Source organism: Paenibacillus marchantiae, from assembly GCF_028771845.1.
Lineage (GTDB): Bacteria > Bacillota > Bacilli > Paenibacillales > Paenibacillaceae > Paenibacillus > Paenibacillus marchantiae.
The window spans coordinates 2,434,445-2,448,836 of the sequence record NZ_CP118270.1; the positions used below are offsets into that span (position 1 = coordinate 2,434,445).

Below are 14,392 nucleotides of genomic sequence, written 5' to 3' on the forward strand. Positions count from 1 at the left end.
TGAATTCCGATATCTACAATTCATGACGATACGTGTCGATATACTATAAATATGTACTAGTTGAGGAGTGGGGAACATGAAAGATACGCGGGGAAACGTGAAGGGGAAATTGAGATTAACAATTCGAATGAAATTACTAACTGGATTTCTAATGGTAGTGGCTTTACTGGCTTTTGTAAGCATTTATGCGTTAACCCAAATTCATGATATGTCCAAAAAGGCCGATGAAATCGATAAGATGTGGATGCCCAGTGTGAGCCTGCTTGGTATGATGAATGGTGATATTTCGGACGTCGAGCGGCTTGCTCTTGCCGTAATTGTCGAAACAAATCCAACTGAAATCACCAAGATGAATGAAGTGTTGGAACAGCTCCAAGCCAAGATTGCGATTGAGCGCAAGGAACTGGTTTCACTCATCTCAGACAATACCGAAGCAGTGGCAATGTACAATACATTTAGCACGAACTATGAGGCGTATTTGGCGAAAATGCCGGAATTTATGAAATTGGGCATGGCTAACAATTACGAAGAAGCCAGCAGATTGCATTCAGAGGCCTATCCGTTATGGTATACAGCGAATGATACCATTGCCCAATTAATCACGATGGGGAACTCACTGTCGGATGCAGCAACGAATACATCGGTTGAGTCTGCTGAACAAGCATTTAATATTATATTGGGAGTCACTATTGTTGCTTTCCTGGTGGCCATGTTTATTGCCTTCTTCATTGCAAGCATCATCTCGCGTCCAATTCAGAAGATGAATGCAGCAGCGATGTTGATTGCAGGTGGGGATCTGACGAGTGAGAAGATCGTGCTCAAGAACAAGGATGAGCTGGGAACGCTGGCCGATTCCTTCAATGTGATGACAGGCAACCTGCGGGAGATGATTCAATCCGTGTCGATGACATCCGAACAGGTAGCCGCTTCCTCCGAAGAACTTCTCGCGAGTGCTGAGCAGAATACAAGGGCATCGGAACAGATTTCCGAAACGGTTGAGGAATTGGCCGTCGGTACATCGGATCAAGTAGATATGGTGAAACGTTCTTCGCAGGCGATGAGTGAAATGGCTCTTGGTTCGGAACAGATTGCTGAGCTTGCTCAAAGTGTATCCGTATCTGCCGTTGATGCAGCGAATCAGTCTGCCGAAGGAAATATGATTATTCAGCAGGCTGTTGAACAGATGGGATCTGTTCGCAATTCCATTGCATCACTGACAGAACTGGTTACAGGGCTGGGAGAACGTTCCGCAGAGATTGGTACCATTACCGAGGTTATTAATAATATTGCCCGTCAAACCAACCTTCTTGCATTAAATGCAGCGATTGAAGCGGCACGCGCAGGTGAGCACGGACGTGGTTTCGCAGTCGTAGCTGGAGAAGTGCGGAAGCTCGCAGAGGAGTCTTCTACATCCGCACAACGGATTACGGATCTTGTCCAATTGATTCAGAAGGATACAGATCATGCCGTGCAGGCTGTGAAAGTGAACAGCAATGAAACGGAAGCCGGAATTGAGATTGTAACAGCCGCGGGACAAGCATTTGAACAAATTTCGAATGTAGTGAACAAGGTTGCTGGTGAAATCCAGGAAGTATCGGCAGGTTCCGAGGAAATGTCAGCAAGTACGAATGAAGTTGTAGGGTATGTGGATCAGATCTCTAACATTGCGGGAGAAGCAGCAGGCGGGGTACATAATGTATCTGCCGCAACCCAGCAGCAGCTGGCTTCGATGGAAGAGATTGCTTCGTCAGCAGGCTCTTTGTCCAAAATGGCTGAAGAGTTGCAGGAGCAAATCAACAAATTCAGAGTGTAAACGATCCAAAAGTAGGGTGTTCAGACTGGATAATGGCATGGTCATAGTTCAGTCTGTAACACGGCTTATCCGAGACATCTGGACTGTTTCTCATATTGCGTTCAAGCGATATGAGGGGCAGTCTTTTTTGTCATATCTCTACCCAAACATGTCACAACAATGTTATTTCAGAAGTCACCAGCGCTGATATTGCAACTGGAGCAAAAGGATATAATGGTAATTAATGGTGGAAATACATGGAGTCACACCATAGAAAGGAGCGGGTCATTACATCAGTGTAATTGGAAAATTACGAGACGACTATTGCAAAAGGAGATGAATGGTTGAAGATGAAGGGAAGCTGGTGGAGACGAATCGCTATCCTCGCGTTATCGGTAGGGCTACTGGCAGGAAGTACATCCATACAGGCATGGAGTGGTAAGGCAGATGCGGCTGCCGGAAATCATAACTATGCGGAGGCATTACAAAAGGCGGTTTATTTCTATGAAACACAGCGTTCAGGGAATTTGCCCGAAGACAATCGGGTGGAATGGCGTGGTGATTCCGGATTAAATGACGGAGCGGATGTTGGGGTTGATTTGACCGGAGGGTGGTACGATGCTGGAGATCATGTGAAATTTGGTCTGCCCATGGCTTATTCGGCTACGATGTTAGCTTGGTCTGTTGTGGAATACCGCGAGGGATACGAGCAGGCAGGGCAACTGGAGGAGATTAAGGATAACTTGAGATGGGCCACAGACTATTTTGTGAAAGCGCATACGAAACCAAATGAATTATGGGGACAGGTCGGAGCGGGCAATACAGACCATGCCTGGTGGGGGCCTGCTGAAGTGATGCAGATGAACCGTCCTGCTTATAAGATCGATGCATCCTGTCCGGGAAGTGAACTTGCGGGAGAAACTGCAGCGGCACTCGCTTCTTCATCCATTGTGTTTCGGGACAGTGACCCGGCTTATGCCAACAAACTACTTCAACATGCCAAGGAACTGTACAGCTTCGCGGATACGTATCGAGGCAAATATTCGGATTGCATTACAAATGCCCAATCGTTCTACAATTCATGGACAGGTTACTATGATGAACTCGCCTGGGCTGCAACATGGTTATATATGGCGACAAATGATAGCGCTTACTTGTCCAAGGCGATTGCTACAGCGAATCTGTGGCAGGCAGATGGACAGAACGGGAACTGGGCCTATACTTGGACCCAAGGCTGGGATGACAAACACTACGGAGCCCAGATTCTGCTGGCTCGCATTACGTCGAGTCTGAACATGCCAGAAGCGACGCGGTTCATTCAATCCACAGAGCGCAATCTGGATTATTGGTCTGTAGGCACGAATGGACAAAGAATCAAGTATACACCGGGCGGGCTTGCCTGGCTTGATACATGGGGATCGCTCCGATATTCAGCAAATGCATCTTTTATTGCTTTTGTATACTCCGACTGGGTCAGTGATCCGGTGAAGAAAGCAAGGTATCAGGACTTTGCCGTCTCTCAAATGAACTACATTCTGGGGGATAATCCTCGCCAGAGCAGTTATGTGGTCGGTTATGGTCAGAATCCGCCTAAGCATCCTCATCACCGGACCTCTCACAGTTCATGGACGAACAATGAAAATACACCTTCAGAGCACCGTCACACGTTGTACGGAGCGATGGTTGGTGGACCGGATGCAACGGATGCCTATACCGATTCCATTGGCGACTATGTCAGCAATGAGGTGGCAACCGATTACAATGCAGGCTTTACAGGCGCGTTAGCCAAGATGAATCTGTTATTCGGCCAGAATGATCAGCCCATCGCGAATTTTCCGGCTCCGGAAGTGAAGACAGATGAGTTCTTTGTCGAAGCTGCCGTGAAGGCATCCGGTCCCAATTACACGGAAATCAAGGCTCAACTAAATAATCGTTCCGGCTGGCCTGCGCGGATGGGGGATAAGTTATCTTTTCGCTATTTTCTGGATCTAAGTGAAGTTTACGCTGCAGGATATACCGTATCTGATGTCAAGGTTACAACCGCATACGCCGAGGGTGCTACCGTATCCCAACCGGTTGTGGTTGATGTAGCGAAACGAATCTATGCTGTTACGGCGGACTTTACTGGAACCAAGATATATCCAGGCGGGGAAGGACATTATCGCAAAGAGGTCCAGTTCCGCATTACCGGCCCGCAAGGCGCCTGGAATGCGAATAATGATCATTCATTCCAGGGCTTGGGCACAGGTAATGTGGCGAAGAGCGTATATCTACCAGTCTACGATGCGGGAATACGGATATACGGTCAGGAACCTGGTGTTACACCGGTTGTCACTCCTGTTGCACCTTCTGGCGTGCAGGCTATATCAGGGAATGCTCAGGTCATCCTGAACTGGGTAGCATCACCTGGGGCAGAATCGTACACCGTGAAGCGTGCCGAGGTGAATGGGGGTCCATATACTTCTGTAGCGACAGATGTACATGGATTGACATACACGAATACGGGGCTTACGAACGGAAAGACCTATTATTATGTGGTGACGGCTGTTAATTCAGCCGGAGAATCGCCCGGGTCTGCACAAGCCTCTGCCACGCCGCAAGCTGGAACATCGTTGCCTGGCGAACTGACGTTAAGCGGTACGGCTGGCAACGCCCAGTCGATTCTGACCTGGACGGCAGCAACGGGAGCAGTGACTTATAAGGTACAGCGCTCCGTTGTGGGCGGCGCATATGCCGATGTGGCAACTGGATTGGCAGTGTTGAATTACATCGATGCAACAGCGGTAAATGGAACGACGTACAGTTATCGAATCGCCGCCGTGAATGCGAGCGGACAGACGTTGTCCAATATCGTGACGGTGACACCGAGTGCGCCTCCGGTAACGACGGGGACGCTTGAGGTGCAGTATCGTAATGGAGGGTCAGGTGCTTCCGGCAATGCGGTGACTCCGCAGTTTAATCTAAAAAACACAGGCACTCAGGCGATTGATCTGAGTACCGTGAAGCTCCGGTATTATTTTACCAAGGACGGTGCAGGGGATCTGACCTTCTGGTGTGATTATGCTCAGATCGGCACGGCTAATATTGAAGGCAAATTTGTCACGCTGACTCCGACAACGGGCACAGCGGATACGTATCTGGAGATCAGCTTCAAATCCGGGGCTGGCAGTCTGGCTGCTGGAGCGGAGACGGGTGTGATTCAGGGGCGCTTTTCCAAGAACAATTGGAGCAATTTCGATCAGAGCAACGACTATTCCTATGATGCAACCAAGACTGCTTTTACCGCATGGAATCAAGTAACTGGGTTTCAGGGAGGTACGAAAGTCTGGGGCATTGAGCCGTAACCTAACAGGGAGTTCAACAGCATGGGCAGACCCACGGTAATTCTAATTGAATTTCACCATTCCAGGGAGGTATATACATGTTGAAATCAGCTGCGAAAAAAAGTTTGTCTGCCATGCTAGCAGGGACCGTTATGCTGACCGGGTACACCGGTTTGTGGGCAGGTCCCCAAACGGTTTATGCCGAAGAGCAGAACATTGATGCTCAGGCGGACGGAATAAATGAAGCTCGATTTTTGCAATTGTATGATCAGCTGAAAGATCCGGCGAACGGTTATTTTTCTCCAGAGGGCATTCCCTATCATTCCATTGAAACGCTGATGAGCGAGGCACCGGATTATGGGCACATGACGACATCCGAGGCATACAGTTACTGGCTCTGGCTGGAAACAATGTACGGTCACTATACGGGTGATTGGTCCAAACTGGAAGCCGCTTGGGACAGCATGGAGAAATACATCATCCCAGTCAATGAAGGTGACGGCAAGGAAGAGCAGCCTACGATGAGTTATTACAATCCGAACAGCCCGGCCACCTATGCAGCGGAAAAACCTTATCCGGATCAATATCCTTCTGCCATTAATGGTCAATATGCTGCCGGAAAAGACCCACTTGATGCCGAGTTGAAAGCTTCCTACGGCAACAATCAGACATACCTGATGCATTGGCTGCTGGATGTGGATAATTGGTACGGCTATGGTAACCTGCTGAATCCGAATCATACGGCAGCTTACGTGAATACATTCCAGCGTGGGGAGCAGGAGTCTGTGTGGGAGGCCATCCCTCATCCATCCCAGGACAATAAAACGTTTGGCAAAACGGGCGAAGGTTTCATGAGCCTGTTCACCAAGGAGACCCAGGTGCCGGCAGCCCAGTGGCGTTATACCAACGCAACGGATGCTGATGCACGTGCGGTGCAGGTATTGTATTGGGCGAAGGAGATGGGCTATACCAATACAGCGTATCTGGACAAAGCGAAGAAGATGGGTGACTATCTGCGCTATGGGATGCACGACAAGTACTTCCAGAAGATCGGAAGTGCCAAGAACGGTACACCTACTGCCGGTACAGGAAAAGACTCTAATATGTATCTGATGGCATGGTATACCTCATGGGGCGGCGGCCTTGGCGAGGGTGGGAACTGGGCTTGGCGGATTGGAGCCAGTCATACGCACCAGGCTTACCAGAATCCGGTGGCAGCGTATGCCTTGTCTGATCCGGCAGGTGGCCTGATTCCAAAATCGACAACTGCCAAGGCAGATTGGAATGCATCGCTGAAGCGCCAATTGGAGTTCTACACCTGGTTACAGTCTCACGAAGGGGCAATTGGCGGTGGAGCGACGAACAGTTTTGATGGCTCTTACAAAGCTTATCCTGCTGGAACCAGTACGTTCTATGACATGGCTTATCAGGAAGCTCCTGTATATCGGGACCCCGACTCCAATACGTGGTTTGGTTTCCAGGCTTGGTCGCTGGAGCGTGTAGCTGAGATGTATTACATTCTTGCCGAGAGCGGGGACCTCAGCTCTGAGAACTTCCAGATGGCCAAAAAAGTCATTACCAAGTGGATTGACTGGTCCAAGGATTATGTGTTTGTGGATGAACGTCCAGTTACAGATGCTGAAGGATATTATTTGAATGCGGCAGGTCAGCGTATTCTTGGTGGTACCAATGCACAGGTTGCAACTTCACCTGCACCAGGCGAATTTTGGATACCAGGCAGCCAGGAATGGCAGGGGCAACCGGATAAATGGAATGGGTTCAGTTCCTTTACGAACAATCCTAATTTCCATGTGGTAACCAAAGATCCTGCTCAGGACACAGGCGTACTGGGGAGTTATATCAAAGCCCTGACGTTCTTTGCTGCAGGGACTCAAGCCGAAGGCGGCGTACTCAGTATCAAAGGACAGGAAGCCAAAGATATGGCCGAGAAACTGCTGAATACAGCCTGGGATTACAATGATGGTGTGGGAATTGTCACCGAAGAAGTCCGTAAAGACTACTTCCGCTTCTTCGCCAAAGAGATCTACATTCCGGCAAACTGGACGGGAACCTTCGGGCAGGGGAACACGATACCGGGTACAGCCGGCGTACCTTCTGACCCGGCCAAAGGTGGTAATGGCGTATACATTGGTTACTCTGACCTGCGTCCAGCCATCAAGCAAGATCCGGCATGGGCTTATCTGGATAATCTGTACAAAACGTCTTATAATCCAACAACGAAAAAATGGGAAAATGGCGCACCAACCTTTACGTATCACCGTTTCTGGTCACAGGTGGATATGGCTACCGCGTATGGCGAATATGATCGTCTCCTTGGTAACACAGGAGGCCCAGTGGTCCAAGTGCCAGCAGCTCCGGCGGGTCTGACAGCTGCAGCAGGCAGTGAGCAGGTTGCTCTGAACTGGACCGCATCCACTGGTGCCGCTTCTTACACGGTAAAACGTGCAGAGGTGAGCGGTGGCCCGTATACTTCCGTAGCAACGGGTGTTACCGGTTCGACCTTCACAGATACAGCACTGACCAATGGAAAAACGTACTATTATGTGGTGACCGCAGTGAATACGGCGGGTGAATCTGCACCTTCTGCTCAGGCCTCTGCAACACCGCAAGCGGGAACCTCTATACCGGGAGTGTTAACCCTTACGGGAACGGCAGGCAATAATCAGGCTGTGCTGACATGGACCGCATCGACCGGAGCTGCAAGTTACAAGGTACAACGCTCGGTTGCAGGTGGAACCTACGCCGATCTGGCTACAGGTCTGACGGCGCTGACTTACACGGATGCCACGGCAGTGAACGGTACCGCATACAATTACCGAGTGGTGGCAGTAAATGCAAGCGGGCAGACCTTGTCCAACGTAGTGACGGTGACACCAACAGCGCCTCCTGTAACAACAGGTGCACTTGAAGTACAATACCGCAATGGTGGTTCAGGGACGTCAGGCAATGCGGTGACCCCGCAGTTCAATATCAAGAACACAGGCACGACAGCAGTGGATCTGAGCCAGGTGAAGGTGCGGTATTACTTTACGAAGGATAGTGCATCCGATCTGAGTTTCTGGTGTGATTACGCTCAGATTGGCAGCGCCAACGTTGAAGCTCACTTTGTGACGGTAGATCCGGCTAAAGGGACAGCGGATACGTATCTGGAGATTGGATTTAAATCCGGGGCAGGCAGTCTGGCTGCCGGAGCAGAGACGGGAATTATCCAGGGGCGCTTCTCGAAGAACAACTGGACGAATTTTGATCAGACCAACGACTATTCTTTTGATGCTTCCAAAACGGCCTTTAGCGCCTGGAACAAAGTGACCGCTTATATTAGTGGAGTCAACGCTTGGGGTATTGAGCCATAGTCGATTCATATTGAGACAGAGTACAGCCGGGGAGAGATCTCCGGCTTTTTGTAAGATGATTTTAGGATTACAGGTGCTCATAATCGGGAAATGAACCATAGTAATGTTTACCAAATATAGAATTTAAATATTAAAATATAGGTCATATGACGCATGTCCTAAGTGATGCGCGGTTTAGGCCTCTTTTCTGCGTAAAACGAAGCGTAGCAAATAGTTACAATAATTTAACCTTTGAAAAAGAAGAGATTTGCGGCAGTTTTAGCCAACTGGTGTGAGAGGTTTCCCTGATTCTTAGTGCTCAAGCCTGCCTGATCGAATACAGGACTTTGGACTGATGATCGTTATGGACAGCCCGTTTTACAATGGGGCAAGCCCGGCGAATGAGGCCAGGTTAAAATTCTGTAACATCAGGGGGAACACGACATCATGAACTGGAAAAGCAAGATCATTACTGCAAGTGTAACAGCAACGATGCTGATGGGAAGTCTGACAACAGGAGCATTAACGACACCTGCATCAGCAGCGGCAGTTGATAATTCAAAAGTTAAAGTCATCTGGGGAGTTAATTTGCGTACATCGCCATCTTCTTCCGCAAGCATTGTTCGTTTGGTGCCAAAAGGAGAGACTGTCACGGTAGTGCAAAAATCCGGATCAGGCTGGTATAAAGTTACGGACTCTGGTAATCGGACAGGATACATATCTTCTTCTTCAAAATATACACAAGCTGTGAAAGGCAACACGACAACAGGAAGTGGCAGTACTAGTGGCTCTGGTTCAGTTACAGGCAGTGCTTCGGTGGAGAAAGTGATTGCTGCCGGTATGAAATATTGGGGGACGCCTTATGAGTTTGGCGCAAGTCGTAACAGTACGGCTACGTTCGATTGTTCAAGCTTTGTCCGCCAGGCATTTATTGATGCGCTCGGAATCAAGCTTCCATCCGATTCGCGTAAACAAGGTGCTTATGTGAAAGCCAATGGTACCGTTCAGACGAATTGGAAAAATCTGAAGCGTGGTGACCTGATGTACTTTATGTCCTACAAAGGCAGCTCGGCTTCATCGTATTCTAGTGTGAACAAATCTACTGCTACGATTACCCACACGGGAATTTATCTGGGTGACGGCAAAATACTGCACACCTATTCCAACGCTGGCGGCGGTGTAACGATTAGTGATATCTCCGGCAAACATTGGGAGTACCGTTTCTTGTTTGGTGGAAGTGCACTTTAAGTTCCAGCATACTTATTAAATAATGACCATATATAGAACCTTCCATCTCTGCTCTATACGGGGTATGGAAGGTTCTTTTTGTTGTTTATTAGTCCTGGTAGTACAGACGGAACAGAATATCCTGATCGTAGTTGCCGAATCCTTGACCATATAACGTTAGCCCACCCACATGCTGCGCATCTTCCTCCACGGAGAGGCGCAATGTCCACTGATTGCGTTCCACGGGGATATCCGCAAGCGTAATTTCGGACATATGCTGTCCATCAATAAATGTGCCCTCATGGGTGATCCGCAGCACCTTGAGCATGCCGTATTGATTGACACTGTCGCTCCACCATTCCGGGGTGAACATGCCTCGTCCATTTCCGGAATCTCCAGGACTTGTCCATTCACCGAGTCGAATTCCGTTGAGCATGAAGGTAATATCCGAAGGCCAGTTTGGGTTGACCGAAGGAGCTTCTGAACCTATCTCAAGTGACAATTCAATGGCACTGATCTGTTGACCTGACAAGATATAGTTTGGAATTTTGTATTCCACGAATCCGCGTCCAAACCAGAGAATATGGGCATGCATGCGTTCGGGATCTAGAAAATAGCGTGGATCATCATACTGTCCAATGACCTGATTGGATGTAGCCAGACCACAAGTTGGATACACATCAAAATGGGTGTAATGCCCGACAGGGATTGCCACTTCATGAAGCTTGCGGATGGTGCCCGTTTCCTGTGGCATAGAGATGCCAATCCAGTCGACTGCCAGGCTGTTCATTTTGTGCGTGCCGCCATCCTTGCGAATCATTTTGGACTGAATAATGCCCACATCCTGTAGCTTGCGAACATGCATGGTTACAATTGCGCTGCTCAGGCCGAGGGATGCGGCAATGTCCTTCACGTTCATTGGGGTCTCCGCGACAAGCCTGATAATCTGCAGACGGACTTCACTCGCGAGTGCCTCGTATAGGGGCAGCCATTCTGCATCGGTATTTGCTCTGATCACATCTGTTCCTCCATTTTTGATTTATAGAATTAAGTTAAACATAAATCCAGTCAAAAGAATAACATTTTGCAAAATTCAGGTTGAAATTGGTGCCATAATAGATTTTAATATAAATATGAACGTTGATCCATAGATTATCAATTAATTTTTATATTAATCTTAGGGAGCTGAACTTCACGATGGAAAAAGCAAAAATGACGGTAGACAAGGATTTCACAATTGGCGTAGTTGATAAACGTTTATACGGTTCATTTATTGAACATCTGGGACGTGCCGTATACGGTGGAATATATGAGCCGGGTCATTCTACAGCGAATGAAGCGGGATTCCGTGGAGATGTGCTCGAGATGGTTAAGGAGCTACAGGTTCCGATTGTGCGGTATCCTGGCGGTAATTTTGTATCCGGTTACAATTGGGAGGATTCGGTTGGGCCTGTGTCTGAACGCAAACGCAGACTTGAACTAGCCTGGAGAACTATCGAGACCAATGAATTCGGGTTCAACGAATTTGTGGATTGGTCCAAACAGGCGAATTCGGAAGTGATGATGGCCGTCAACTTGGGAACAAGGGGTGTAGACGCAGCCCGCAACATCGTGGAGTACAGCAATCATCCTGAAGGTTCCTACTATAGTGATTTGCGTATTAAACATGGATACAAAGAGCCTCATGCCATCAAAACCTGGTGTCTTGGCAATGAAATGGACGGTCCGTGGCAGATTGGTCACAAAACAGCAGAAGAGTATGGACGGATTGCACTTGAAGCGGCAAAAGTGATGAAGTGGACAGATCCAACGATTGAGCTGGTCGCTTGCGGAAGTTCATCCCTGGGTATGCCATCCTTTCCGGAATGGGAAGCAACGGTGCTGGATCATACGTATGATCATGTTGAATATCTGTCGCTCCACCAGTATTACGGTAATGCTGAACAGGATACGCCAACATTCCTTGCGCGTTCCCTTGAGATGGATCGTTTTATTGAGACGGTAAAAGCGACCTGTGATTATATCAAAGCGAAGAAGCGCAGCAAGAAGACGATGTTCCTGTCCTTTGATGAATGGAATGTCTGGTACCACTCCAATGAAAGTGACAAGAAGCTGGACCCGTGGCAGATTGCTCCGCCACAGTTGGAGGACGTATACAACCATGAAGATGCACTGCTTGTGGGATGTATGCTGATCAGCATGCTGAAACATGCGGACCGAGTTAAAATGGCATGTCTGGCGCAGCTCGTCAACGTTATCGCTCCAATCATGACGGATAATGGTGGTGCTGCATGGAGACAGACGATCTTCTATCCGTTCATGCATGCTTCCGTGTTTGGACGTGGAACTGCACTTGTACCGTTGATCCAGTCTCCGAAGTATGACACCAAACAAATTACGGATGTTCCTTATCTGGAGGGCATTGCGGTGCATAACGAAGAGCAGGGTGAAGTGACTGTGTTCGCCGTGAACCGTCATCTGGAAGAATCACTGCCGCTTGAAGTGGATCTGCGCAGCTTTGGGAAGTGCCGCTTGATTGAGCATATTGTGCTGGAAAGTGATGATCTAAAAGCAGCCAATACCGCAGCACAGCCGAATCGCGTTGCTCCGCATAATCGTGGTGATGCAGAAGTGTCAGATACACTGATCACGGCAAGCCTGGCCAAAGCTTCGTGGAACGTAATTCGATTGAAAGTTCAATAATAGGTGAAATGAGACGAGGGAATCATTCTGGCTTTCACAGAGATACAGAGCACTCCGATGGCACAACTATCTTCGGATCGCTGTTTTCCTCAACTATAAACGCAAATAAAAGCTGGATGCGAACGAATCGCATCCAGCTTTTTTCGTGTTCCATGGAGAGAATTACTAGAGTATACTCCGTTTGTTAAAAGTCACTCACCGTATCAATGAACTTTATTTCAACTCAGTATCCGGTCCGAATACAAAGCTCTCGCCGTCGCGTGGAATGAGCACCTGTCCATCCAATTGTTCGGATGCCAGATAACTTGCGAGGTCCACGCGGGACATCATGCAATGGTTAATGGCATCCATATGCACAGCGATGACATGAGCATCCGGCGCATGGTGTTTCACGGCAGCTACGTCAGGCCCGTCCATCGTTATCGGATCTCCTTGCAGGAAGCGGGCACCGCCAGCATTCACCACAATTACCTCAGGTCGATATTGACGAATGGCTTCGGCGGGTTCTTCACACCAGATGGTATCCCCGGCGATATAGGAGACAGGTTCTTCGTCAGCTTCCAATACAAAACCAGACACTTTGCCCATACGTTCGCCGATTTCTCCAGTTCCGTGTTGTCCTGAGGTGCGGACAAAACGTACAGAATGATACTCATGTTTCTCATCCACGGCGGTAACGTTGGTAAATCCGGCTCCAGTGAACACGGCCTCATCTCCTGGTTGGCATAGCAGAGGTACATCCTTGCGGAGCTGCTTCGCTGCTGCTTCATCCCAGTGATCAGGGTGGGTATGCGTAACGATCACCAGATCGGGATTCACATAATCCGTTTCTGTCTCGGGTAAAGAGACTCTAGGATTGCGTAATTCATTGGGCGTGTTCAGGAAAGCGGGCATCACTTCTTTATCCATCAACATGGGATCAACCAGTATATTCAGACCCCCATATTCCAACCATAATGTAGCATTACGAATCAATTGAATTTTCATTGAACCTGCACTCCTTCGGGAATTAATGTTATTATCCTATATGTTATACAACCCGTTTATGGGCGTAAATAACACACTGAAAGAAAACAGGCCACTTTAATTTCAAGTTGAAAGGATTGCAAAATAGATGAATGAGACGATTGATGATACAGATATACGCATACTGAAAAGCCTATTTTTCTGAATTCCGGCGACCGACATGCCGCCTTCCGTGAATTTATGGCTGCACGTGAAGACATCGTGGAGGTTCACCGTGTCAGCGGAGAGGGCTGCTATCTGATGATCGTACGCACAGGAACAATGGAGCAGCTTGGCAGTTTGCTGGAAGCCATTTTGCCGTATGGAAATTATAGAATGAACCTGTCTGTTGGTATCGAAAAGTCGGAATGATGTGAGCTGAATTCAGATGTCCTGTTGCTGTTTCTCACGCAGCGTCTCCTGCAGAAGACCAACTGCTCGACTGAGCTCTTTTTTGGTTAGCAAATGATCGGTCTGGATATGACGCCGGGTGCCGTCTTTCAAATACAGGGCAATCATGGGGGAAGCAGACAATATCCATTTGCTGAAGGCGGGAGAGCCAATCTCAATTTTACGAATCTCATTCCAGGGAATGGTCCGTTTAAGGATACGAAGCCCTTCATCATTCCAGGATAATAACACAGGGGAACTTGCGATTGCCAGGGACAGAAACATAAAAAATACGGGCCCGATAAACCACATGCCAAGAATGGCTGCGATGGAATAATATAATGTCTCCAGTTGTTCAGCGTGATCTTCATAGATGATCCATAACAGGGTGACACATAATAGCAAGAACAGAAGACATATTGCTCCTTTCCATACAGCCGTGAAACGGCGATAGCCAATCTGTCGATGCTCCAGCTTCGACTCTGATGATTTATATAATTCAGGTTTCATAAATACGCCTCCTTAACATCATTTCCCAGAAAATATATCAAACATGCCGCCTGCATCGCAGAGCGGCACGTTCAACGTTTATTTAACCC

Annotated in this window: 9 protein-coding genes; 6 read left to right on the plus strand and 3 right to left on the minus strand. The window is 48.3% G+C overall.

The genetic code is table 11. The annotated features are described in order from the left end of the window. Nucleotides 1-76: 76 nt before the first annotated feature. From PTQ21_RS11005 to PTQ21_RS11020, 4 genes are all read left to right on the plus strand, one after another. Nucleotides 77-1,813, plus strand: coding sequence for a methyl-accepting chemotaxis protein (locus tag PTQ21_RS11005; protein ID WP_256336519.1), 1,737 nt, complete (start codon nucleotides 77-79; stop codon nucleotides 1,811-1,813). Between the two features lie 329 nt (nucleotides 1,814-2,142). After that, entirely contained in the window at nucleotides 2,143-5,136 is a 2,994-nt protein-coding gene (locus PTQ21_RS11010; protein WP_274570478.1) for a glycoside hydrolase family 9 protein, read from the plus strand. Between the two features lie 77 nt (nucleotides 5,137-5,213). Then, nucleotides 5,214-8,489 carry a glycoside hydrolase family 48 protein gene (locus PTQ21_RS11015; RefSeq protein ID WP_274569873.1) on the plus strand — a complete coding sequence of 1,092 codons (3,276 nt, stop codon included), beginning with the start codon at nucleotides 5,214-5,216 and terminating at the stop codon, nucleotides 8,487-8,489. A gap of 426 nt (nucleotides 8,490-8,915) precedes the next feature. Continuing rightward, nucleotides 8,916-9,716 (plus strand): C40 family peptidase, encoded by an 801-nt coding sequence (locus PTQ21_RS11020; protein WP_063564594.1) that lies wholly within the window; start codon nucleotides 8,916-8,918, stop codon nucleotides 9,714-9,716. Between the two features lie 88 nt (nucleotides 9,717-9,804). Here PTQ21_RS11020 and PTQ21_RS11025 read toward each other — a convergent pair whose 3' ends face one another. After that, the gene (locus PTQ21_RS11025) at nucleotides 9,805-10,713 is read right to left on the minus strand and encodes an ArsR/SmtB family transcription factor (protein WP_082935196.1); all 909 of its coding nucleotides are present in this window, start codon (nucleotides 10,711-10,713) and stop codon (nucleotides 9,805-9,807) included. 179 nt (nucleotides 10,714-10,892) lie between these two features. Here PTQ21_RS11025 and arfA point away from each other — a divergent pair, with 179 nt between their 5' ends. After that, nucleotides 10,893-12,398 (plus strand): arabinosylfuranosidase ArfA, encoded by a 1,506-nt coding sequence (arfA, locus tag PTQ21_RS11030; protein WP_090807959.1) that lies wholly within the window; start codon nucleotides 10,893-10,895, stop codon nucleotides 12,396-12,398. A gap of 213 nt (nucleotides 12,399-12,611) precedes the next feature. Here arfA and PTQ21_RS11035 read toward each other — a convergent pair whose 3' ends face one another. Continuing rightward, the gene (locus tag PTQ21_RS11035) at nucleotides 12,612-13,385 is read right to left on the minus strand and encodes an MBL fold metallo-hydrolase (protein WP_274569875.1); all 774 of its coding nucleotides are present in this window, start codon (nucleotides 13,383-13,385) and stop codon (nucleotides 12,612-12,614) included. Nucleotides 13,386-13,604: 219 nt separating this feature from the next. On the opposite strand from PTQ21_RS11035, the gene PTQ21_RS11040 reads away from it, so the two are divergent. Beyond that, nucleotides 13,605-13,775 (plus strand): Lrp/AsnC ligand binding domain-containing protein, encoded by a 171-nt coding sequence (locus PTQ21_RS11040; RefSeq protein WP_083584843.1) that lies wholly within the window; start codon nucleotides 13,605-13,607, stop codon nucleotides 13,773-13,775. 12 nt (nucleotides 13,776-13,787) lie between these two features. On the opposite strand, the gene PTQ21_RS11045 is transcribed toward PTQ21_RS11040, so the two are convergent. Continuing rightward, nucleotides 13,788-14,303 (minus strand): DUF5381 family protein, encoded by a 516-nt coding sequence (locus PTQ21_RS11045; RefSeq protein ID WP_274569878.1) that lies wholly within the window; start codon nucleotides 14,301-14,303, stop codon nucleotides 13,788-13,790. Nucleotides 14,304-14,392 lie beyond the last annotated feature (89 nt).